Genomic DNA, 22737 nt, shown 5'->3' with positions numbered 1-22737 from the left:
AAGCCCCCTTGCCATTTGTCCTACGTGGGACCGGCAGGGGGCTTCGTGTTTGTCAGTGCGTTCCTTTTTCGCTGAGGACGTTGGCCATGAATGCGTAAATCTCCGCATCGTCGATTTCGTTTTCCGGCCCCAAACTATGCTGCACTTGCAGGCCGTTTTTGAATACGGTGAACATCCGGGCTGCCTTTTCCGCGTTGACGGAAGCAGGGATCGCCCCGCTTTGCTGTCCATACTCGATCCACTTTTTTGATGTCTGAATCGATGTGTCGTAATAACGGCCGAGAATTTTCGCCACGGCCGGCTTATCCTTTTGGCTGAGCAGGTAAATGAAGACTTGGCTTGCGGCACTGTCCGCGCTGGCGATGTTGCGAAGCCTCACGGACAAGAGGCTGAGCGGTCCATGCTTTCCTTCCGGTCCGATAGGGGCAGTTGCCGTAGACTCGAAAAATTTTTCATTGGCCTCCTCCATCCCCTCTTCCAAAATCAAGGCAAACAGTTCATCCTTGCTCTTGACATAATGGTAAATGGCTCCTTTGGTCAGCCCGCCCCGATCTGCAATCTCCTGCAACGTCGTCGCGCGGCACCCTTTCTCCATAATCATCTCTTTGGCAATGTCCAGCAGCATTTTCAGGCTGGCATTCATCGTACTTGCCTTCATTGCTTTTTCCCTCCTGTTTGCAAATCAGCACTCGCTTCAGCCGCTCCCTGCCTTTTTGCCCGTTTTACGAAGCTGATGTTCCACCAGATTGTCAGGCCGATTATGCCGTAAGCAAAGAAAGGCGAGACGAGCAGGAAAGTAGGGATCGACAACGTGTACACCAGTACCACTTTCACGAGCGCTTCCAGCAGCAAGGCTACTCCCCATACCGCCGTCAGCAGGCGAAACGTCCGGCGATAGCGCGGGTTTGACTCCCATTTCTCATTCATGTGCGGATCGCGGCCAGTGAACCTCTCGGCAAAATGGTAAATCAACGGTCTGGCAAATGCCAGCGAAACGAGGAAGACCAGCCCCATGATGCCTGTCACGTAAGACTCCCGCAGCAGGATGAAACGCTCATCCCCTCCGAGCAGGACAGCGATCACGCTGAGTATCAGCCCGAGGAAGATGAATCCGGAAAACATATCCGGCTTGCGGGTACGGATCAGGCTGTAAAGCGAGTCGCACAACGGGACAAGGGCTGCAGCCGAAAGCGCGGCGATGCTGCTCGTACGGGTAATAAGCAGGCTATAAATCAGATAAGGCAACAGGATATTGAGAACCAGCGTAATCACGATCTCATTGCGTGTTTTTTTCATGTGGCACATCGTCCCTTCTTTCCTCTTCATTCAAACGTCTTTCCTACCGGGTTTTGATCCGGGAAATTCTTCAACATACCTTCGGTCGGTACCTCGAGTTTACAAACCTACCGTAGGTATGTCAAGTTGGTTCGTGAAAAAAAGGCGTAGAAAAAGGCCGCCTTCTCCGACTGGGAAGCTGCGGCCACTTTCCGATTGCTTTTGCTTCGCTCATCTGGGCACTCCACTGAGCAAAAGGCGATGGATCCCCCCGGCCAGACATACGCCGGCGGTCACAAAGAACGCAATAAAGTAGGAATGGTGCCAGTTCCCGATGAGTCCGGCAATGATCGGGCTCAGGACGGCTCCAATCGACAGGACGGCGGAGTAAATGCTGAACGCGCTGCCGTAAAGCTCGCGTGGAGAATGCACCGTCAGAAGCGTGGCCAATGCGGGGAACAGCATGCCGAAGCAGGCTCCTAAGAGAAACATCATGACGTGGATCGGGATGGGCAAGCCAATGGCGAGCCCGTACAAAAGGAGGCTGAGAACCCCGATCCCGGCAAGCGTCCGCTGCTCGACAGGCACTCGGTAGAGCCAAAACTGGCTGAGGATTGCGAGCGCCCCCAGCCCTTTGAGGCTGAACAGAACTCCCGTGACACCCGGAGAGAGCCCTTGCTTTTGAATCCACAAGGGCACCTCGTAAATGATCGTACCCTGGGCGTACATAATGGCGAAGCCGCCGAGAAAAGCCGGATACAACAGACGGTTTTCCAGGACGGCCATCACACTGCTTTTGCCGACTCTCGCTACTCTCGGCGGATTCGGCACACTGCCGGCCACTCGGATCGGCAGGACGAGTCCGGCGAATACGCCGGCGATCAGCATGATGTAGCCCAAAATGATGAATGACTGGCTATACCCGAACTTCACGGCCAGGAAGCTCCCTACAGCCGGCGACACGATCCCCGCGGTCGTGAGCACCAGCCCCTTCTTCCCCATGATTTCCCCTTGCTCGCGCTCGGACCTTCCCGTCTCTCCGAGCAAGGCAGAGCATGCCGGCGAGACGAACGCCATGAGGAATCCGAGCATCAGGCGAAAGGCGAAAAACCCTCCGGTATGCTGGACGACCCCTTGCCCGATGAGCATCACTCCCGCCAGCACGAGCCCTCCGGAAATAAAGTACTTTTTCGGGTATCGGTCCAGGAAAGGGCCCGCCAGCAAATTTCCTGTCAGGTTGCTGACCGCATACCCTCCCAAGACAAAGCCGATCATCGCCGCTGAGACCCCCAGGATGTTTAAGTAGGGCGCAAGCAGCGGCGTCTGCGCGTGCATGTCAAACGCCACGAGAAACAACACGACAAACAGGAGAACCCTCAGAGGTATTCCCCTCCTCTCCTCTGGTGGTACACTCTTTGTCCCAATATATGTAGGGAGTCGTCCAATTAGGATAGAAAACCGCCTGGAAAAGGAAGCTTGCACGGGAAGGCCAATCGCTTCGGGAATGCCGAACAGCGTCGCTATGGCGGAAGGATGCAAAGTTCCGCAGCGTGCAGGGAAAATCTCAACAGCCCGAAATCCGATACCGAAAAAGGAAAATCGTGGGGGAATACCGTACTCTATCTTTCGTGCTTCTTTACTCCAAGAAGAAAGAATGGTGACTTTCATGAAGGTGATGGAAACGGACCGGCTTTTGCTGCGGTATCAGACCCAAGACGACGCTGCGTTTGTCTTGCAGCTCGTCAACGACCCACAGTGGCTGCAGTACATCGGGGACCGCGGCGTCCGCACACTCGAAGATGCTCGCGCCTACATTGCGAACGGGGCGATGCGAATGTACGAGCAATACGGGTTCGGACTGTTTCTCGTAGAACGAAAGGAAGACAGCACACCACTGGGAATCTGCGGCCTGGTCAAAAGGGACGGTTTGGACGATATCGATATCGGCTTTGCCTTCCTCCCCGCCTATCGCGCGCAGGGCTATGCGTACGAAGCCGCATCTGCCGTCATGGAATACGCCGTGAACAAGCTGGGTCTTGCGAGGGTAGTCGCCATAACAACCCAGGACAATGACGCTTCCGCCCGATTGCTGCAAAAAATCGGCCTTCGGTTTGAACGCCTTTTCCAGCTGCCGGGTGATCCGGATGTCCTCAAGCTGTTCTCGTACGATTCGACTCAGGCGGACCGCGGGACCGAAATGCCAAGAAAATAATTCCTGCTTCCGCTCGCAGAGCGCATAAGGCTGGCTGGCTCGCTCAGGGAAAATCGCAAAGCCAAAAGGGCCCCACCACATAAGGGAGACCCTTCCTTGTAACGTTCGGCAACCAATCCTGTCCGCTTATGAAAGCAGCGACTTCAGTCCGAGCGAGCTTTCGTGGAACTTGATCGACGGGTATTTATCCATTGCGACCCGCAGCTGGTATTCGCTCTCAAACAGCATGACGGGGCGGCCGTAACGATCCGTGACCGTTTTGCTCTTGAGCTTTTCCAGCTCCGCCTTGTCGCCTTCCAGCCAGCGAGCGATTTGATACGGCATTCGGGTCAGCATGATGTCCACGCCATACTCGGCCTTCAGACGGTACTCCAGCACTTCGAACTGGAGCACACCGACCACGCCCAGGATCAGCTCTTCCATCGGATGGGTGCGGAAAAGCTGGACCGTCCCCTCTTCCGTGAGCTGCATGATGCCCTTTTGGAACTGCTTGTGCTTCATGGCGTCTTTCACCATGACCTTGGAGAAAAACTCCGGCGAGAAGTGCGGCATTTCCTCGTACTCGAACGACTGTCCGACACAGAGCGTATCGCCGATCTGGAAAATGCCCGGGTCAAACAGACCGATGACATCTCCTGCGTACGATTCCTCGACGATTTCGCGGTCCTGCGCCATAAACTGCACCGGCTGGGCCAGCTTGATGTCCTTGCCCAAGCGCACATGCTTGACGGACATGCCCCTTTCGAACTTTCCGGAGCAAATACGGAGGAACGCGATGCGGTCCCGGTGAGCGGGATTCATATTGGCCTGGATCTTGAAAATGAAACCGGAAAACGCATTCGAGTACGGATCGATCAAGCCGACATTGCTCTTTTTCGGAGAGGGCGGCGGAGCCATTTGCAGGAAGTTGTCCAGGAATGTCTGCACGCCGAAATTGTTGATCGCGCTGCCGAAAAAGACCGGCGTCAGCTCCCCCTTGGCGATCAGCTCCTCATTGTAATCGTCGCCGGCTACGTCCAGAAGGGAAATCTCATCCTGCAGCTGCTGCCACAGGTCCTCGCCGACGCGTTCGCCGATCAGCGGATCTTCCGCGCCCCCCACAGGGAAAAAGGAAATCTCCTCGTGCTGGGAGCCGTTTTGGTACAGCTCCACCCGCGATTTCATCCGGTCGTAAACGCCGCTGAAGTAGCTGCCCATGCCGATCGGCCAGTTCATCGGATACGAGCGGATACCCAGTACGCGCTCGATTTCTTCCAGCAGCTCGAACGGGTCTTTCCCGTGGCGGTCCAGCTTGTTGACGAACGTAAAGATCGGAATCCCGCGCATCCGGCAAACTTTGAACAGCTTGATGGTCTGCGCCTCGACCCCTTTCGCAACGTCAATGATCATCACAGCCGCGTCTGCTGCGGTCAGCGTCCGATACGTGTCTTCGCTGAAGTCCTGGTGACCAGGTGTATCCAAAATGTTGATATGGTGTCCCTTGTATTCAAAGTCCATCGCGGAAGACGTCACCGAAATTCCGCGCTTTTTCTCGATCTCCATCCAGTCCGACGTCGCGTGCTTGGAGTTTTTACGGCCTTTGACCATTCCCGCTTCACGGATCGCTCCGCCGTAGTAGAGCAGTTTTTCGGTCATGGTGGTCTTGCCCGCGTCCGGGTGAGAGATGATCGCAAAGGTGCGGCGTTTCGCTATTTCCTGCACCCATTGGGGATTGGTTTGACTCATCTTCATTCTCCTGTCATTACGATTAAGTAGCCACATGCTTTTCCTTACGATTATACCGACATTTGCTTGACGCATCCACCTAGTATTTTTTTATGGAGGCGGTATAATTGTGTAGTAGTAAAAATTTTTTGAACGTGTAGGAATTCATGCGCAGCCGCTTATGAATTCCGGAGCTGCTGAAAAAGAGCTCGCAAGGCATCGAGATCGTACATACTACCATCATATCAGGAGGGATCCCATGACGACCAATCTGGAAGCACGCGCAACCGCTTTTCGTGACTACGTAAAAAAGATGACGAGCTACAACCAGGCACTCGCCGTCCTTCATTGGGACAAAGCGACGAAGGCTCCTCGCAAAGGAATGGACGCTCGCTCTGAAGTGATCGGCACCCTGGCAGGCGAACAGTTCAAACTGGCGACCTCCAAAGAGATGGAAGAATTTTTGGAGTCCCTAAGCGAACCTGCGGCCTTCGAAGCGCTGGACGATGTGACCCGCCATACCGTAAGCGAGTGCAAAAAAGAATTCGACCGCAACAAGAAAATTCCAGCGGCCAAGTACCAGGAATTCGTGGTGCTGACCTCCCAAGCGGAAACGATCTGGGAAGAAGCCCGTGAGAAAAACGACTTTTCCATGTTCCAGCCGTACCTGGAGAAAATCGTCAGCTACCAGCTGGAATTCATCGAGTATTGGGGCAATGACGGCAAAAACAAATACAACACCCTGCTTGATCTGTACGAACCCGGCATGACCGTGGATCAGTTGGACCCGATCTTCGCTACCTTGCGGGAAAAAACGGTCAAGCTCGTCTCTGCCATCGCGGATTCGCCGAACAAGCCCGACACGTCCTTCCTGAAACGGCACTTCCCGATTGCCGAGCAGGAAGCCTTTAACCGCTTCGTCCTGGAGCGCATCGGCTACGACTTCCAGGCCGGACGCATGGACCGCAGCGTCCATCCGTTCTGCACTTCTTTCAATCCAGGCGACGTCCGCATCACGACCCGCTACGACGCAAACGAATTCAGCTACGCACTGTTTAGCAGCATCCATGAAGCGGGGCATGCCATGTACGAGCAGAACATCGATCAGAAGCTTTTGTTCACTCCGCTCTGTGACGGCACTTCCATGGGTATTCACGAATCGCAATCCCGGTTCTGGGAAAACATGGTCGGACGCAGCCTGCCGTTCTGGAAGGGCTTGTACGGCGACTTGCAAAAAGCGTTCCCTGCCCAATTTTCCGGGGTTGGCGTAGAATCGTTCTTCCGTGCCATCAACGAGGTCACTCCTTCCTACATCCGGACGGAAGCGGACGAGCTGACCTACAATCTGCACGTAATGATCCGCTATGAAATCGAAAAAGGGCTGATCAACCGTACCCTCGAAGTAGCCGACTTGCCCGCGATCTGGAACGAGAAAATGAAGGACTACCTCGGCATCGTGCCCCCAACCGACACGCTTGGCGTCTTGCAGGATGTGCATTGGTCCGGCGGAAGCTTCGGCTACTTCCCGACTTACTCCTTGGGCAACGTGTACGCAGCTCAATTCGCCCACGTCATGCAGCAGGAAATCAGCGGCTACGAAGAGCTGGTGGCAAGCGGCGAGTTCGCACCGATCCGCCAGTGGCTCAAAGAGAAGATTCACCAGTACGGAAAAATGAAGAGCCCTCAGGAGCTCGTACACGATATCACAGGCGAAGGCACAAACGCGACGTACCTGATGGACTATCTGGAGAAAAAGTTTACAGAGATTTATCAGCTGTAGTTGCAACCAAGGCAAAGGCGCTCTTTATACAAAGGGCGCTTTTTTCACGCACATGAGCCAGTCGCAAAAGTCGCACGGACACTTTTGCTCATTTTTCCACGAGAGAATGGGTTGCTTTCCTGGCGTCCTGCTGTCATGCTTAGAAAAAACGGGATTTCCTTTTCCCATAAAAGAATGCGCAGGTGACGAACATGTTGGAAGTCAAAACATCCCTACTTAGCAGCGGAGATCTGAATCGGGGCGTGTTTGCTACGCAAGACATCAGCAAAGGCGAATTGATTCACGAGGCACCCGTTCTGCCTTATCCGAACGCAGAACATGAGTTCATTGAGAAAACGCTGATCGCCGATTACGCGTTTGAATACGGCGCGAACCATACCGCGATCCTCTTGGGCTACGGCATGCTGTTCAACCACTCCTATGAACCGAACGCTACGTACGACATCAATTTCGATAATCATACCTTTGAATTTTATGCCTACAAAGACATCAAGGCTGGAGAGGAAATCCTGATCAATTACAACGGCGATGTCGACAACAAAGATCCCCTCTGGTTCGACGAAGAGGAGTAACTTTTTTCCAATTCTTCACAGCTTCTTCACATTCCGGCAACCTCACGGACACGAAACAGGAGTATGCTGTTCTTGTGTCAATCATTTTCAAAAAGTGAGGGATCATACCGATGCTTTCATCTTTGTCGAGCTGGCTGTGGGGAAAAGAAGATCAACTGGAAGTCCCGTTCGAGGCCAAAAAATTCGTTCGCAATGAAATTGAGCAGTTTCTCCCTGCTGAACCAGAACAAATGCTGCCCTATCCGCAGCTTTAAAAACAAACGTCCGCCATCCGTTTCAATCGGGTGGTTTTTTGTTTCTCCTGCAGCGTGAGCGGGCTCTGCCCTCATTCCCCTTGCCAGGAGCCCCCATCTCCTTCTATGCTACAATGGGAATATCAGGAGGGAATGTCCATGGTCGATTTTACGGAAAAATGGCTGCCTACCTACATTCGGCGCGACCTGACGGTATTGTTTTGCGGGATCAACCCCGGGAGGGTCTCCGCGACAGCCGGCTACCACTACGCCAATCCAGCCAACCTCTTCTGGCGCGGCCTGCACGAAGGGGGATTGACTCCGAGGCAGCTCGCCCCGGAGGAAACGGCCCGTTTGCTTGACTACCAGTACGGGATCACAGATCTGGTCTCCCGCCCGACCCGCTCGTCCTCAGACCTGTCGGAGCGCGATTTTGCAAACGGGGCAGAGCAGTTCGTCCAGATGATCAGGGCGTACCGACCCCGGGTCATCTGCTTTAACGGCATTACGGCCTTTCGCCATGCCACCGGAAAAAAGAAGGAGCCCGTCTCACTCGGCTTGCAGCCGAAGCGCGAATTCGGATCAGACGATTGGCCTGGCAGCTACATATTCGTCATTCCTTCCACCAGTGGGGCAAACGCTTCCTTCAGCCGCGAGGACAGACTCGCCATGTTCGGTCAGCTCAGCCGCTTTTTGCGAGAGAAGGGCTGGCATCCACTGGTATCCCCTGTCACCCCTCCTCCTTTCGAACAGTAGGATATTCATATACTCGATTCTTTGAGGAGGGGAGACGTGAACACACTCATCCACATGATCGAGGAGGAATACGAGCTCAAAATCGTCCGCTACGAAGTCATGAGAGATTCCGGCAAATCGCTTGTCGTCGTTCTGCATACCCCCAAAGCAAAATACTTGGGTAAAAGCCTGTTTACCACGGCGGAAAGGCAAGACTTCATCCTGGACGCCGAAGAATATTTGCGAAAGAAAGGCATCGCCATTCCAAATGTAAAAAGGACCAAGGACCGGCGCCGTTACATTTTCTGGAACCGCTCCCCCTTTCTCATCCAGGAATGGGCATCAGGTCCGATGCTCGCCCTCAACTCTCCCGCGCGGCTTAGGCGTACCGGCTCCACGCTGGGGAAAATACACGCTGCGTCGCTGGGGTTTTCCTCCCCCTTAAGCGATGACTTTAATGCTTCATCGACCTGGGAAGAAGAGTACGAGAAGGATCTCGCCAGCATGAAGCTGTGGAAGGACCAGCACGCTGCCTGCACCGATTCCAAGCATGCGATGATTGTCTGGCACCTCCCCTTTTTTCTCATCGCGGGCAAAATCGCAGCTGACAGTCTGCATCATTCATCCTATTTTCAAAAGTGGAAGCAGCTCCCGTGCTCCGAGCATTTTCTTTGCCACGGCGACTTTAACAACGGGAATCTGCTGTCGACGAAGCAGAAGATTACAGTCATTGACTGGGAAGACGTCCGTTACGATTTTCCATCCAAGGATATCAGCCGGGTGCTGTCGCTTTTGATGCGCAAAGATGGGGACTGGGATCGCCATGGTTTCCGGCAGCTGATGAAAGGTTATCTGCGGGAAAATCCTCTCACCCGTCGGCAGCGTCATCTGCTATATGTAGACCTCGCTTTTCCTCATATCACGGAACGGTTTTTGCGGCAGAAGCAATACCTGGACATGACGGAGAACGAGATCCGGCAGTTTCTGAAGCGGGAGATCAAAAAAAGCGCGTACATGCTGGAAAAAATGAGGGCTCTCGAATGAAGAGCGGCACAAATTGCCATCCTCTTCATGCAAGAGCCCTTTTTCTTTCAATTGGCACCTCACGTATGTGCGGCCGCCTGTACTTTCAGCAAAGCGCTTTGCTGACGCACGTATTGCACCAGCTCGGCAGTCATGGAGGAATAGTGGAACGGTGTGATCAGGTAAATCCCGTTGAAATAACGGATAGCCGTATCGAGCAGCTCCTTGGCCATCTGGATCCCTTCCTGCCGGGCCGCTTCTCCCTGCTGCACTCTCTTCATCCTCTCCAGCGCTTCGGGGGACAGCTTGATGCCTGGCACTTCATTATGCAGGAATTCCGCATTTCGCGAGCTGGTCAATGGCATGATGCCGAGGAAAACCGGAATGTCGATATGCTTCGTAGCTTCGTACACGAGCTTGATTGACTCGGCGTCGTACACAGGCTGAGTCATGATGTAATCAGCCCCTGCCTCCACTTTCTTTTCCAGCCGGGCGATCGCCGCATCCATCTGTCTGACGTTCGGGTTGAACGCCGCGCCTACTATGAACTGGGCCTTTTGCTTGAGAGGACGGCCTGCGAACGAGACGCCTTCGTTCAACTGCTTCACCATCCGAATCAAATCGAAGGAAGTAACGTCAAATACCGAGGTGGCCCCTGGCAAATCCCCGAAGCGGGACGGGTCTCCGGTGATCACCAGGATTTGGTCGATGCCGAGCGCATGCAGCCCCATCAGATGGGACTGCTGGCCGATCAGGTTGCGGTCGCGGCACGCGATGTGCAGCAGCGGCTCGATGCCGTGCCTGCTCTTCATCAACGCTCCCAAAGCCATATTGCTCATCCGTACGGTCGCGAGCGAATTGTCCGCCAGGGTAATCGCATCCGCCCCGGCTCTGTGCAGTTCGCAGCAGCCTTCCAAAAACGAATCGGCATCCAGATCGCGCGGCGGATCGAACTCGACGATGATCGTCGTCTCTGTCTTGACTCGCTCGACGATGCTCGGTTTGTCTGCGTCCCGCACATGCTGGACCGACACCTGCGGGCTGTCGCCCTGTGTGAAGATCGGGTTGACCCGGAGTTGCGGCTCCAGCGATTCCAGAGCGTCTGCCATCGCCTTGACGTGCTGTGGGGTCGTCCCGCAGCAGCCTCCCAGGAGCCGGATTCCTTGCTCCCGCAGACGCAAGGCACTCTTTGCGAAATAGTCGGGAGTCGACTTGTACGCGTACTCTCCGTCCGTAAGCCCCAGCCTCCCTGCATTGGGAAAGGCTGACAGCAGCGTCTGCTCCGGCACCGTCACATTTTCAAACGATCGCAATATTTCGGCAGGGCCGAGGCGACAGTTGAGACCGATCACGTCGGCCCCCGCTGCCTTCAATTGACGAAACGCCTCTGTCAACGCGTATCCATCCCGCGTCCGCCCTACCTCCAGCGTGGCTAGCTGAGCGATCAGCGGAGCGTCTGTCAGCGGCCGGATGACCTCCAGCGCCAGCAGCAGCTCCTCCACATCCAGAAAGGTCTCCAGGATGATGGCGTCGACCCCTGCATGCAGCAAGGCGATCGCCTGCTCTTCGTACTGGTCGCGATATTCATCCAGCACTTTTTTTCGTACGCGCCCCGCCAAGATCGAACCGATGCTCCCGGCGACATACGCGTCGTCTTTCGCCGACTCTCGGGCGATTTTCACCGCCAGGCGATTGATCCTCGCCACTTTATGCTCCAGCCCGTAGCGGGACAGGGAGTCCCTGTTTGCCGAATACGTATTGGTCTCCAGAAGCCTCGCTCCCGCCTCGTAATAGGAGTCGTGCACTTCTTGCACGAGCTTGGGATTGGAGAGGCACAGCTCCTCAAAGCTGACCCCCATCGGGACGCCCAGCCGGTAAAGCTGGGTCGCCATCGCTCCGTCACCAATCAGCAGGTGATCCTGCAAGTACTCGCGCAAATCTTTCTTGCTCGTCGTCAACTCAATCACTTCTCTCCTTTTGATTCCGTTTACGCTTCAAACACCGACGGTCCGGCGTTAAAATAACGGGCTTCCGGATGGGCAAACACCATGGCGGAGACCGATGCTTCCGGCTCCATCATGAAGCCTTCGGTCAGCTGCACGCCGATGCTCTGCGGCTGCAGCAAGCGGAACAGCTGGGCCTGATCCTCCAAATTCGGGCACGCGGGATATCCGAACGAGACGCGTATCCCTTGGTAGCGGGCCCCGAAGCGCTCCAGCATGGTCATCTCAGCCGGATCGGGAATTCCCCATACATCGCGCATGATGTGGTGAATCCGCTCGGCAAACGCTTCTGCCAGCTCCAATGCCAATGCCTGGAGGACGTGGGAGCGCAAATAGTCGCCGCGTTCTTTCAACTCGGTCGAACGCTCGCGGATGCCTCCTCCTGCGGTCACGGTCAAGAATCCGACATAGTCCATTTCGCCGCTTTCCACCGGTCTGAGAAAATCCGCCAGGCACAAGTGCGGCTCCTCTGGCTGGCGCGGGAACTGGAATCGTTCCAAGAGCTTGCTGTGGTCCTTCGGATCGTAGACGAGCACGTCATTGCCGTCCGATTGGGCAGGGAAAAATTGATAAACACCGTGGGCGGTAATCGTACCCTGCTGCTTGGCTTCGTTCAACAGCTCTTCGACGATTTCGTAGAGCTGGAGCACTTTTTCGTCCCCCGATTCGAGCAGCTTGTCGACGTTTCCGCGTACTCCCAGGTGCTTGCCCAGCAGCATCCGCAAATTCAGGTACGGCTGCAAATGAGCAATCGGGTACTGCCGCAGGACGTGGCGTTCGCAATCCGGCGGAATGTGCACGGGCACCGTCTTGCTGATGGCAGAGCGGGCTGGGAGCGGCGATTTCTTCGTTTCCTGGACGGGCTGCACGGCGGCAGCCGCCGCCTCATGCAAAAGCTGCTGCTCCTGGATCAGCCGCTCACGCTCTTCCGGATTTTGCAGGCGGTTCACCAAATCCAGCCCATCCATTGCATCCTTGGCATACAGGACGATGCCTCGATATTCCGGTGCGATCCGGTTGGAGGTGAATTTTCGCGTCAGCGCGGCCCCTCCGACCATCATCGGCACATCGATTCCCGCATCCCGCAAATCTTGTGCCGTGATGACCATCTGCTGGGCCGATTTCACCAACAGCCCCGACAAGCCGATGGCATCCGGCTTTTCTTCACGGCAAGCGGCGATCAATTGCTCCGGCGGTACCTTGATCCCGAGGTTGACGACTTCATAGCCGTTGTTTGCGAGGATAATTTCCACGAGGTTTTTCCCGATGTCATGCACATCGCCCTTGACTGTCGCAAGCAAAATCTTTCCTTTGGCTGCCGATTCCGTCTTCTCCATGAACGGCTCCAGATACGACACGGATGCTTTCATGACCTCCGCGCTTTGCAGGACCTCCGCGACGATCAGCTGGTTGCCGTTGAACAGGCGGCCGACCTCTTCCATTCCCGCCATCAGCGGCCCGTTGATAATTTCCAGCGGAGCGTACTTCTCCAGCGCGAGCTTCAGATCGTCGAACAAGCCATCCTTGGAGCCTTCCACGACGTAGCGCGCCAGCCGCTCCTCCAGCGTCAGCGAGGAGACTTCCACGCTCACTTCCTTTTTCTTCTGGCGATAAAACTCTGTGAAGGCAGCCAGCGTCTCGTCGTTCGTTTCGAACAGGAGCGCTTCCGCCAGCTTCCGCTCCTCTTCCGGGATCGAAGCATAACGCTCGAGCTTCTCGGTGTTGACAATCGCGTAGTCCAGACCGGCAAGCGTCGTATGGTACAGGAATACCGCGTTCAGCACTTCCCGGCCTGCAGGAGGCAGACCGAAGGAGACATTGCTGACCCCTAGTATGGTCTTGCATTCCGGCATCGCCTGTTTGATCAGCCGAATCCCTTCCACCGTTTCAAGCGCCGAACCGATGTACTGCTCGTCTCCCGTTCCGACCGGAAAAACGAGCGGATCGAAAATGATGTCCTGCGGTTTGACTTTGTACTGGTTCACCAAGATATCGTAGGAGCGTTTGGCGACCTCCAGCTTTTTCTCGCGTGTGACGGCCATCCCTGCTTCTTCGATCGTTCCCACTACGACCGCTGCCCCGAACTTGTGGATCAGCGGGGCGACTTCCTCAAAGCGCTCCAGTCCGTCCTCCAGGTTGATCGAGTTCAGAATCGCCTTTCCTTGCGAATAGCGAAGACCCAGCTCCATCACCTTCGCATCGGTGGAGTCGATCATGAGGGGGGCCTTGACCTTTTTCACGACAAATTGCAAAAATTTTTCCATATCTTCGTATTCGTCACGGTCCGGGTCGGCCAGGCAGATGTCGATGACATGCGCGCCGCGTTTCACTTGCGCCCGGGCGATGTCCGACGCCTCTTCGTACTTGCCTGCTGCGATGAGGTCACGGAACTTTTTCGAACCGATGACGTTGGTCCGCTCACCCACGAGCAGCGGACGGTTGTCGTCTTCCACGTAGACGACGTCGATTCCCGATACGGCGCTGACCGGTTCCACAGCCTGGGTCCGCGGCTTGCAATCTGCGAGCGCCTCCGCCATCGCCTTGATATGCTCCGGCGTCGTGCCGCAGCACCCTCCCGCGACGTTCAGCCAGCCCTGCTCCGCGAATGCCCGCATTTTGGCGGCGAGGCCTTGCGGTGTCTCGTGGTAATGCCCGTTTTCATCCGGCAGCCCCGCGTTTGGATAACAGCTGATGCCGCACTGCGCCAGGCCGGAGAGCGTTCGCAGATGGTCGCGCATAAACTCGGGTCCGGTCGCACAGTTCAGACCGACCGTGACCGGTTTGAGATGCTCCAGGGAGAAATAGAAAGCTTCTATGTTTTGACCGGCGAGCGTCGTTCCCATCGGCTCGATCGTTCCGGAAAGCATGACGGGCAGCTCGGTGCCCAGTTCGGTGAAGGCTTTGCGAATCCCGATGCCCCCAGCCTTGACATTCAATGTATCCTGAGAGGTCTCCAGGAGCAGCACATCCGCTCCGCCCAGGATCAGGCCCTTTGCCTGGCGATAGTACGCTTCTATCAGCTCGTCGAAGGTGACTCCGCCTGTCAAGGCAAGCGTCTTCGTCGTCGGTCCCATCGAGCCGGCCACGAAGCGCGGCCATTCGCTCGTCGCGTATTTCTCCGACGCTTCTTTAGCCAAACGGGCTGCGGCAATGTTGATCTCGAGGTCTTTATCCGAAACGTCGTACTCGGCGAGCACGATCGAGGTCGCGCCGAAGGTATTCGTTTCGATGATATCTGCTCCCGCCTCCAGGTACTTCTCGTGGATCGAGCGGATTACATCGGGCCGGGTCAAATTCAGCAGCTCGTTGCAGCCGTCGTACTCTTCGCCGCCAAAGTCGGCGGCAGTCAGGTTTGCCTGCTGCAGCATCGTCCCCATCGCGCCGTCCAGAATCAATATCTTGCGGGATAGCTGTTCGCGAAATGTCGGTTTCATCAGCTTGCTCCTTTTCTCAAGGAATCGGCTTCCCTCGCGCCAATCCCTCTCCTTCGTTTGATGTAACAAAAAATCCCCTTCTTTTGAAAAGAAGAGGATTTGTCCGCGGATTACAGAAACGCCGAGCCATCCTCTTATCTTTCAAAGCCGTAGCTTTGCTGGAATTGGCACCGGATTTACACCGGTTGCCGAGGCTTCATCAGGCCAGTCCCTCTGCCTCTCTGGATAAGAGTCGTTCGCATATATGAAATTGCTAGCTTGTATTGCTTCCATCATGTTTGCAAGTATCTTATCACCCCCCTGTCGCTTCGTCAATTGAGAATTTGTCTAATATTTACTGTTGTCGAAAAAGTCTGCGCCCATTTTTCCCGGAACTGGTCATTCGCCCACGCCAATCTCCGCTCTCGTGTATAGACTAGAGCATAACGAAAGGAGGGGAAACAAACATGAGTACATCTTTCTGCGGAGGATTTTTTGGTGAAACTTTCGCCATTGTGCTCGTACTGTTTATCTTGTTGGTAATCGTGGGGTGTGACTGCGATTAATCTTTACACACGAAAAAGCACCGATATGGTGCTTTTTTGTTTTTTAGGGGGGTTCTTCCCCGGTGCTCCGTTCATTGTCAGCCACCGCCTCATTTGATATGATGGGATCGAAGCAAAGCAAAGGAGCGAATCGCTGTGGACCCATTACATTCACGGGAGAAGGATGAATTTCTATCCGCTCTCGAAACGATCAAGGAACTGGAGCAGAGCGATTTCGAGACGTACTCGATCGTGAAAAACCGGGAGACGGGAGAACATTTTTTGCGCTACGCTCTGTCCCACATCAATCTTTCCGAAGGCGGACGCCGCGAACACTACGACCACTTCCTCCCGCTCGAATCGGACGATGTGCTGGGATTGATCTTCGGCGAGCAGTCGTACCGCTTCCCTGACTTTTGGCGTTCACCCTATTTGCGCAGCGGCAACGACAACCGCCTGATTCCGTTCGATCCGACGGAAAACTATGATCTGGAAGAGGACGCCGCCGCCGAGCTGGCCATGCTGAAGGAGCTGGAGCAGTTCAAGGCGCAATGGATGAACGCGGAGAATTTGAGCGCCGAGGACAAGGAAAAAATGACGCAGGAATACTTCGCCCAGCTCGACAAGATTTTGCGAAAGCCTGAAGAGTGAGTTGCGCGACCGGCGGCTCACCAGCTATAATGCTAAAGAATAGAACTATCGACGATGAGGAAAGTACTCCATGGAAATGCCTAAGCGAGTCGGGGACGGTGCGAGCCCGATGCCAGACCATGCGGGGAAGCGCACCTCGGAGATGCGGCCTGAACATCTGCATGCGCAGATCGCGTAGGGATTCGCCGGGACTGCCCGTTACAGCAGATCAAGCGGTTTTTGCCTTGGCAAAAACAACAAGAGTGGCACCGCGGGAGCACAACCTCTCGTCTCTTTTTTACAGGAGACGCAGAGGTTTTTTTATTGAGAGCATCCCCTACCTCTTTCCCATCTGAAAGGAGATTGACATGAGCTACAAACACCAAGTGGCGGAAAAAATCGCCGATGCGCTCGCACAGCTGGGCGTGGAAAACTTTTCTGAACAAACGGTATACGGCATGCTGGAGACACCTCCGAATCCTGCCATGGGGGACATCGCGTTTCCTTGCTTCCAGCTGGCCAAAGCGCTGCGCAAGGCTCCGCCGATGATCGCCTCCGAGCTGGCAGGAAAAATCAGCGGAACGCCGCTGCGCGAAGTGTCTGCTGTCGGACCGTACGTCAACCTGTTCCTCGATCAGGCCAGCGTCGCCGAGCAAGTCATCGGAGCGATCCTCGCGCAAGGCAGCAACTACGGCAGCAGCGATGCAGGCAAAGGCCGCAAAGTGCCGATCGACCTCTCCTCCCCGAACATCGCCAAGCCGTTTTCCATGGGCCATCTGCGCTCCACCGTCATCGGCAACGCGATCGCCAACATCATGGAAAAGCAAGGCTATGAACCCGTGCGGATCAACCATCTCGGCGACTGGGGCACCCAGTTTGGAAAGCTGATCGTGGCGTACCGCCTGTGGGGGGACGAAGCGAAAGTAAAAGCCGAACCAATCAAAGAGCTGCTCACCCTGTACGTACGCTTTCACGAGGAAGCAAAAGACAATCCTTCTCTGGAGGACCAGGGCCGGGAATGGTTCAAAAAGCTCGAGGACGGCGACGAGGAAGCGCAGCATCTGTGGAAATGGTTCCGCGACGAATCGCTGAAAGAGTTCATGAAGATCTACGACCTGATGAACGTCTCCTTCGACTCGACCCACGGCGAAGCGTTCTACAACGACAAGATGGACCGTGTCGTGACTTTGCTGGAAGAAAAAGGTCTCCTGACCGAATCGGAAGGAGCACTCGTCGTCAACCTGGATGAATACGACATGCCGCCTTGCCTGATCAAAAAATCGGATGGTGCGACGCTGTACGCGACGCGAGATCTGGCCGCCGCCCTGTACCGCCACGAGACGTACGATTTCGCCAAAGCGCTGTACGTCGTTGGAAACGAGCAGCGCCTCCACTTCCAACAGCTCTACAAGGTCCTGGAAAAAATGGGCTATGAATGGTCCCGCGACATGCACCACATCCCGTTTGGCATGATGCTCAAGGACGGCAAGAAAATGTCCACCCGCAAAGGGAAAGTCGTCCTGCTGGAAGAAGTGCTCGCCCAGGCCATCGCGGACGTGCAAAAGGTGATCGAGGAGAAAAACCCTTCTTTGGCAAACAAGGAAGAGGTCGCTCGCCAAGTCGGTGTGGGCGCAGTCATTTTCCACGACCTGAAAAACTACCGTCTGAACGACATCAACTTCTCGCTGGAAGAAATGCTGACCTTTGAAGGCGAGACTGGGCCTTACGTGCAATACACCCACGCGCGCGCATGCTCGCTGCTGCGCAGAGGCGGCTTCCAGTCCGCTCCGGCAGCGTTGGCTGCAGGCGCGCTGTACAGCAAGGAAGCATGGGCCGTCATTACGCTTCTGAATGTTTTCCCGGAAATCGTCGATCGCGCAGCGGACAACTTCGACCCGTCCCAGATCGGCAAATACGTGATCGATCTGGCTCAGTCGTTCAACAAGTTTTACGCAAACGTCCGCATCCTCGCTGAAGAAGAGGACGTCAAGGCATCCCGCCTCGCGCTCGTCGCCGCCGTGGTCGCGGTCCTCAAGGAAGGCCTGCGTCTGCTTGGACTGGCAGCTCCGGAAGAGATGTAAGCGAAGAATTCCTGTTCAGGGATACGAAATGCAAATCGTCAAGAATCGAAACAGCGGCAGCCTTGAACCGAAAAAGGTCTTGGGGCTTCCGCTGTTTCGCATTGTTATGCCTTTGAAAGGGTCCGAACTACGCCTGTCGCTTTACACGCTTCTCATCCGATTGCATAATGATCGTAACGGTCATGAGTCACCGTTTTCCCCTACACTTCTTCGGAAAAGGAGAGTGCAAACTGTGCGAGATACCTGTGTTCCTTCTGGAGTAAAGCTGCAGGACACCGGCTTTGGATACACCCTATCCTTGATCGGCGGCAAATATAAAATGATTATTCTGTATTGGCTGTCCGAGAACACCGTTATGCGTTTTAATGAGCTGCAGCGGAGTATCGGCACCATTTCCTTCAAAACGCTGAGTATCATGTTAAAAGAGCTGGAATCCGACGGCCTGATCCTGCGCACGGAATTCCCTCAAGTACCTCCGAAAGTCGAATACTCGTTGACCGAGCGCGGCCTTTCTCTCATCCCGGTACTCCACATGATGTGCGATTGGGGGGAGAAGAACATGCCTGTCCCAGAGAGGATACAGCGGGAGGCTTAACGGCTGGAAAACCGGAAGAAGTATCTCCCGCCCGGGAAATGCTTCTTTTTCGCGTAATTGGAGCGATTCGCTTACAGCCTGTCGATAAACTTCACATATTCTTGTGCGCTTTTTTCCAGCCCGCTTTCAGACGATACATTGTCCGAACCGGGTACATTTTCCCCGGGCTCGCTTTCTGTACCGTAATAGGCATAGAACGAACGATAATCGGCATCGCAGTACTGGAACGTCGTCTCGAAGGGAACCAGGATTTGTTCCAGCGTATACCGATATCTCCCCTCTTCGGAGTAATCCTCCTTTTTGATCCCCGCCGATACTCCTAACGCCACTTTGCGGTTCTTCATTTTATCCCCGTTCGAACCGTACGCCCATCCATATGTCAAAACTTCGTCCAGCCATTTCTTTAGCAGCGGCGGGCAATTGAACCAGTAGATCGGGAACTGCAAAACCAGATTCCCGTGCGATTCAACCAATTCCTGTTCTTTTTCCACGTCGATGTTTCCATCGGGATAAGCCTGATGCAATTCGTGAACGGTATACGTTTCCGGATGTTTTTTGAGCTCCTCTACCCACCGTTTATTGATGACGGATGTTTCGATACTAGGGTGCGTAACGATCACAAGCGTTTTCAACGATGTCTCCTCCTCAAAAATGGTTTCGTTTTGAGTATAGAGAGCGCACGGCCTGTGTGTAAGTACGCACATTTTGTTCAGGTACTGGCGTAGAGGTGAGTGTAACAAAATCCGGCTGTCCAATGTTTGATTTTTTACCCGTTCGGAGCCGCTTATCCCTCTTCTTTGGGAGTAGCGGCTTATCGTATCTGCCATGGAGACAGCTGTTTACGATTCCGATCCTGCTCGTTTTGCTATTGTTGGCGAAATTGTGGACGTTGTATGCGATTCCTTATTTCTCCAGCCTCGAAGAAGATGACATCATTCAACACGATCTCATCCTCGAAGCCATTCAGGCCGACGTCCACACCTGGCATGTCTTCGCTCTCTGTTTGGCGATTGCCCTGCTCATCGGGCTGCCTTTGGAGATGAAATTCGGCAAGTTCAGATCGAGAGCCTATCAGCAGCTCCGACGCTTTACGATGATGAACAACAAGAGCACAATGGCCGTATTGTCGGTTGCAAAGGCTCGGCACGGTTACCTCACCGCAGCGGATCTGGCTGCCCAATCGGAACTGATGACATTAGGCCGCGCCAACAAAATATTAACGGAGCTGCAAAAACGAGGGTACATCGATCTGAGCGTAGCGGCTTCCGATGAGATCCTGTACTACTTTCCTGGATTCGACCATTCTCATTCTCTTGATGATCATAGTACTAATGAGCGTGCATATCTTATTTACCTTCGTACCGATTGTGACTGTCTCGAATCTGTTACATAACGCCGGCGCCATTGCCATCCTGCTTGGTCCAATCACCGTTTTCTATGTGCTTTCCCTCTACGAAGAGAAAAAAATAGCAGACAAGCAATTTCGCCGAGCCACTCAAGCCGCCGTCATCCGGATCGCCTGCGAAAACAAAGGGATGATCTCCATTCCCCTCCTGTCGTTGGGGACGAATATGAGTTTTGTGCGCTGTGAGCAGGTCCTCAAGGATATGGAAAGAATAGAGATCATCCGACCCGTATCGGACATAGGCAAAGGTGTCATTTATGAGCTGGACCCGAAGACCCTTGCAGACTATCGTTACCATGAGGCCCCTGCTTTCTATACGAAAAACGGAGGGTATCCATGGCAGATTCTCTCTGCCGTCACTGCCCTCTTCATCACCTTCGTTTTTTTCGACGTCCAGCAGATCTCCTACTCGTTTCCTGGGCCTTACATCATCGCAAGCGTATGTAGTGCATTGCTCTTGGGCATGTACATCTGGTACGAAAGGACGCAATACGTGAGGAATATTCGCGCGAGAGAGGAAGCGGGTGTGCTGCGATACGTCATAGACAACTACGGAGAGCTCTACCTGAAAGAGCTGCCTTACTACACGCGAGAATGCTATGAGACGGCAGAGCCGATGGTCCGCACATGGCATCAGGGGAATCATTGCACGATCAGCTATTCGGAGGAAGGGGGCGTCGTCTATACGTTTCCCAACCACTCCCACACTTCTCTCGTCTACGACTATGAGCCGAACATCGATCCAATCTTCGCGCTGTTCCAACATCGGACGCGCATGATGCTTGCCTGCTGCTATGCGTTTCTGTTTGCCGTCATCGGCGGCGGAAGCAGACCGCCTGCTGCGAAAATGGGAGCGGATGAACATCGCCCGACGAGTGGAGCCAAAGGAAGAGTCAGCCCCTCTTTATATCATCAGCGGTGTCGTTTCCATGAATGACCGGCTGGAATCGGAGCATGTGTGAGGGCAAGAAAGAGCCAAAGAAGCTGATAACAAGCCAATAGGAGCGATGCCATTAATCGCTCCTTTGCTTGTCCTACAGCGTTATGCTTCTGTTTCCGTTTTTTGCTTCTTCCCGAACCACGTCTTGGCAACCAGCTCCACTACCTGCTTGGGCAGCGAGACGGGGGCCTGTACCTCTTTGCCTCCTGCATCGACTGTACGGTACAGCAGTGCCTTGTCGTCGGCCGGGTCGGACATGGTCTGCAGCGTCAGCTCCCCGATTTTGCCGGCGTCGGTCCACTCCTCGATCATCAGCTGGTACTCACCCGGAGCCAGCTCGATATAGTCGTCCTCCGTCACATCGACAATGGCATAGCCGTCATGCTCGATTTCGGCATCGTATGTATTCCCGTTCGCTGTCTCGTACAAAGCCAGCTCCTCCGGGTTGTTCAAATTTTCTTTGAGCGATTCAAAATCTGCAATCGTGACCTTGATCCGTCGTTTCATCCAGGTTACCTCCTCATTGACCACACATTCTCTCACACTGTACCACAAGTCGGTCATCCCCGCTACTGATCGGCCAACTCCCGTACATGGCGGATCTCATGGCGATGGCCATCCTCGCCGCTACGGGGCGTCTCCAGTACGATTGGCAGCCCCTGCAGCTCCGGTGTCCGCAAAAAGGCTGTGAAAGCAGCATCCCCGATCATCCCTTGCCCGATGTTGGCGTGTCGGTCGCGGAAAGAGCCGGACGGATAGACCGAGTCGTTCAAGTGGACTGCGCACAAGCTGGCAAAGTAATCGCTCTCGCGCATCCGCTCCGCCACCTGCTCCCAGTCGTCTCCGTGCCATAGCCCGCTTGCGAACGCATGGCACGTATCGAAGCAAAATCCCACTTTTTGCGGTTCGGCTACCAGAAGGCGCACCTGTGTCAGCTCCTCCAGTGTCGTGCCCATGCGATTGCCCTGGCCTGCATTGTTCTCGACCAGCAATTTGGCACGCCCTTCCCAGCCTTCGAGAATGCGATTGATCATGCTGATCATCCGTTTGTAGCCTTCCAGGATGTCGGTTCCTTTGTAGTGGCCGAAATGAACGACCACCCCGACGGCTCCGCACGCTTCCGCGATGGCAAGATCGTTGCGCACGGATCGGATCGTCGCTTCGAACAGCTCGGGTCCCTCTGCGCACAAATTCACCGTATACGGCGTGTGCGCGATGGACGACAGGCCGTGCTGCTCGCAATAGGCGCGGCATGCCTCGGCATCCCGCTCGTCGAACGCTTTTACACCCAAACTTCGCGGATTTTTGGGAAAGAACTGATAGGACTTGGCTCCCTGACTGCTTGCCACCTTAGCGGCCGCTTCGTATCCGTGGCGAATGCTCACGTGGCTACCGATCTTCATCCGTTGCCCCCCTCTTCTTTTCTCCCATTTTCTCCAGACGACCTCGTTCTCAATCGAAAATGAATGAGTTTGTCCTGTATCGCACTTCCCCGCTTGGCGAAAGGATGCACATAGGCAAGCCGATCAACCGTCAAAGAAAAACAGCGGCAATCCGGGAATGTCCGTATTCCCAGAGCGCCGCTGTTTTT

The 22737-nt window shown here is 54.7% G+C and carries 21 protein-coding genes, 1 riboswitch and 1 other annotated feature; of the genes, 12 read left to right on the top strand and 9 right to left on the bottom strand.

Features of this window, described 5'->3' with window-relative positions:
• Window positions 1–52: 52 nt before the first annotated feature.
• The 3 genes from RGB73_RS12250 to RGB73_RS12240 form a co-directional block, all read right to left on the bottom strand.
• A complete protein-coding gene (locus RGB73_RS12250) occupies window positions 53–658 on the bottom strand; it encodes a TetR/AcrR family transcriptional regulator (RefSeq protein WP_310772355.1) in 606 nt (201 codons plus the stop codon).
• The gene (locus RGB73_RS12245; RefSeq protein WP_310772353.1) at window positions 655–1326 is read right to left on the bottom strand and encodes a VC0807 family protein; all 672 of its coding nucleotides are present in this window, start codon (window positions 1324–1326) and stop codon (window positions 655–657) included. Before RGB73_RS12245 ends, RGB73_RS12250 begins: the two co-directional genes overlap by 4 nt.
• A gap of 180 nt (window positions 1327–1506) precedes the next feature.
• The gene (locus tag RGB73_RS12240; RefSeq protein WP_310774258.1) at window positions 1507–2655 is read right to left on the bottom strand and encodes an MFS transporter; all 1149 of its coding nucleotides are present in this window, start codon (window positions 2653–2655) and stop codon (window positions 1507–1509) included.
• 286 nt (window positions 2656–2941) lie between these two features.
• Here RGB73_RS12240 and RGB73_RS12235 point away from each other — a divergent pair, with 286 nt between their 5' ends.
• Complete coding sequence (locus RGB73_RS12235; protein WP_310772352.1) at window positions 2942–3487, top strand: GNAT family N-acetyltransferase; 546 nt, start codon at window positions 2942–2944, stop codon at window positions 3485–3487.
• A gap of 126 nt (window positions 3488–3613) precedes the next feature.
• Here RGB73_RS12235 and RGB73_RS12230 read toward each other — a convergent pair whose 3' ends face one another.
• A complete protein-coding gene (locus tag RGB73_RS12230; RefSeq protein WP_310772351.1) occupies window positions 3614–5212 on the bottom strand; it encodes a peptide chain release factor 3 in 1599 nt (532 codons plus the stop codon).
• Window positions 5213–5450: 238 nt separating this feature from the next.
• Here RGB73_RS12230 and RGB73_RS12225 point away from each other — a divergent pair, with 238 nt between their 5' ends.
• From RGB73_RS12225 to RGB73_RS12205, 5 genes are all read left to right on the top strand, one after another.
• Window positions 5451–6971, top strand: coding sequence for a carboxypeptidase M32 (locus tag RGB73_RS12225; protein WP_310772350.1), 1521 nt, complete (start codon window positions 5451–5453; stop codon window positions 6969–6971).
• A gap of 191 nt (window positions 6972–7162) precedes the next feature.
• Entirely contained in the window at window positions 7163–7543 is a 381-nt protein-coding gene (locus RGB73_RS12220; protein WP_310772349.1) for an SET domain-containing protein, read from the top strand.
• A 110-nt stretch (window positions 7544–7653) separates the two neighbouring features.
• Window positions 7654–7797, top strand: coding sequence for a hypothetical protein (locus RGB73_RS12215; RefSeq protein ID WP_310772347.1), 144 nt, complete (start codon window positions 7654–7656; stop codon window positions 7795–7797).
• A 138-nt stretch (window positions 7798–7935) separates the two neighbouring features.
• Window positions 7936–8532, top strand: coding sequence for a mismatch-specific DNA-glycosylase (locus tag RGB73_RS12210; RefSeq protein ID WP_310772345.1), 597 nt, complete (start codon window positions 7936–7938; stop codon window positions 8530–8532).
• Window positions 8533–8568: 36 nt separating this feature from the next.
• Window positions 8569–9555 carry a phosphotransferase gene (locus tag RGB73_RS12205; protein ID WP_310772343.1) on the top strand — a complete coding sequence of 329 codons (987 nt, stop codon included), beginning with the start codon at window positions 8569–8571 and terminating at the stop codon, window positions 9553–9555.
• A 59-nt stretch (window positions 9556–9614) separates the two neighbouring features.
• On the opposite strand, the gene RGB73_RS12200 is transcribed toward RGB73_RS12205, so the two are convergent.
• Window positions 9615–11492, bottom strand: coding sequence for a bifunctional homocysteine S-methyltransferase/methylenetetrahydrofolate reductase (locus tag RGB73_RS12200; RefSeq protein WP_310774257.1), 1878 nt, complete (start codon window positions 11490–11492; stop codon window positions 9615–9617).
• A 29-nt stretch (window positions 11493–11521) separates the two neighbouring features.
• Window positions 11522–14971 (bottom strand): methionine synthase, encoded by a 3450-nt coding sequence (gene metH, locus RGB73_RS12195; protein WP_310772341.1) that lies wholly within the window; start codon window positions 14969–14971, stop codon window positions 11522–11524.
• Window positions 14972–15102: 131 nt separating this feature from the next.
• Window positions 15103–15203: riboswitch (SAM riboswitch) on the bottom strand.
• A 214-nt stretch (window positions 15204–15417) separates the two neighbouring features.
• Between metH and RGB73_RS12190 the strand changes: the two genes are divergently transcribed.
• The 4 genes from RGB73_RS12190 (at window position 15418) to RGB73_RS12175 (ending at window position 18801) form a co-directional block, all read left to right on the top strand.
• Window positions 15418–15516 (top strand): YjcZ family sporulation protein, encoded by a 99-nt coding sequence (locus tag RGB73_RS12190; protein WP_310772339.1) that lies wholly within the window; start codon window positions 15418–15420, stop codon window positions 15514–15516.
• Window positions 15517–15651: 135 nt separating this feature from the next.
• Entirely contained in the window at window positions 15652–16146 is a 495-nt protein-coding gene (locus tag RGB73_RS12185; RefSeq protein ID WP_310772336.1) for a hypothetical protein, read from the top strand.
• A 42-nt stretch (window positions 16147–16188) separates the two neighbouring features.
• Window positions 16189–16423, top strand: a binding site (T-box leader).
• A gap of 70 nt (window positions 16424–16493) precedes the next feature.
• Window positions 16494–18206 (top strand): arginine--tRNA ligase, encoded by a 1713-nt coding sequence (argS, locus tag RGB73_RS12180; RefSeq protein ID WP_310772335.1) that lies wholly within the window; start codon window positions 16494–16496, stop codon window positions 18204–18206.
• A gap of 232 nt (window positions 18207–18438) precedes the next feature.
• Complete coding sequence (locus RGB73_RS12175) at window positions 18439–18801, top strand: winged helix-turn-helix transcriptional regulator (protein ID WP_310774255.1); 363 nt, start codon at window positions 18439–18441, stop codon at window positions 18799–18801.
• Window positions 18802–18872: 71 nt separating this feature from the next.
• Here the strand turns inward: RGB73_RS12175 and RGB73_RS12170 are convergent, their stop codons facing one another.
• Window positions 18873–19433 carry an NAD(P)H-dependent oxidoreductase gene (locus RGB73_RS12170; RefSeq protein WP_310772333.1) on the bottom strand — a complete coding sequence of 187 codons (561 nt, stop codon included), beginning with the start codon at window positions 19431–19433 and terminating at the stop codon, window positions 18873–18875.
• Between the two features lie 95 nt (window positions 19434–19528).
• Between RGB73_RS12170 and RGB73_RS12165 the strand changes: the two genes are divergently transcribed.
• A complete protein-coding gene (locus tag RGB73_RS12165) occupies window positions 19529–20194 on the top strand; it encodes a hypothetical protein (protein ID WP_310772331.1) in 666 nt (221 codons plus the stop codon).
• Window positions 20133–21143, top strand: coding sequence for a hypothetical protein (locus RGB73_RS12160; RefSeq protein WP_310772329.1), 1011 nt, complete (start codon window positions 20133–20135; stop codon window positions 21141–21143). The genes RGB73_RS12165 and RGB73_RS12160 overlap by 62 nt, the downstream gene beginning before the upstream one ends.
• Before the next feature lie 105 nt (window positions 21144–21248).
• Here RGB73_RS12160 and RGB73_RS12155 read toward each other — a convergent pair whose 3' ends face one another.
• Window positions 21249–21653 (bottom strand): hypothetical protein, encoded by a 405-nt coding sequence (locus RGB73_RS12155; protein ID WP_310772327.1) that lies wholly within the window; start codon window positions 21651–21653, stop codon window positions 21249–21251.
• Between the two features lie 62 nt (window positions 21654–21715).
• Window positions 21716–22549: a deoxyribonuclease IV gene (locus tag RGB73_RS12150; protein ID WP_310772325.1), complete on the bottom strand. Its 834-nt coding sequence runs from the start codon at window positions 22547–22549 to the stop codon at window positions 21716–21718.
• Between the last annotated feature and the right edge of the window lie 188 nt (window positions 22550–22737).

This window comes from Brevibacillus brevis (genome assembly GCF_031583145.1).
GTDB lineage: Bacteria > Bacillota > Bacilli > Brevibacillales > Brevibacillaceae > Brevibacillus > Brevibacillus brevis_E.
Note: the sequence above shows the minus strand (reverse complement) of the source record. Positions and strands in the feature narration are given on the sequence as shown.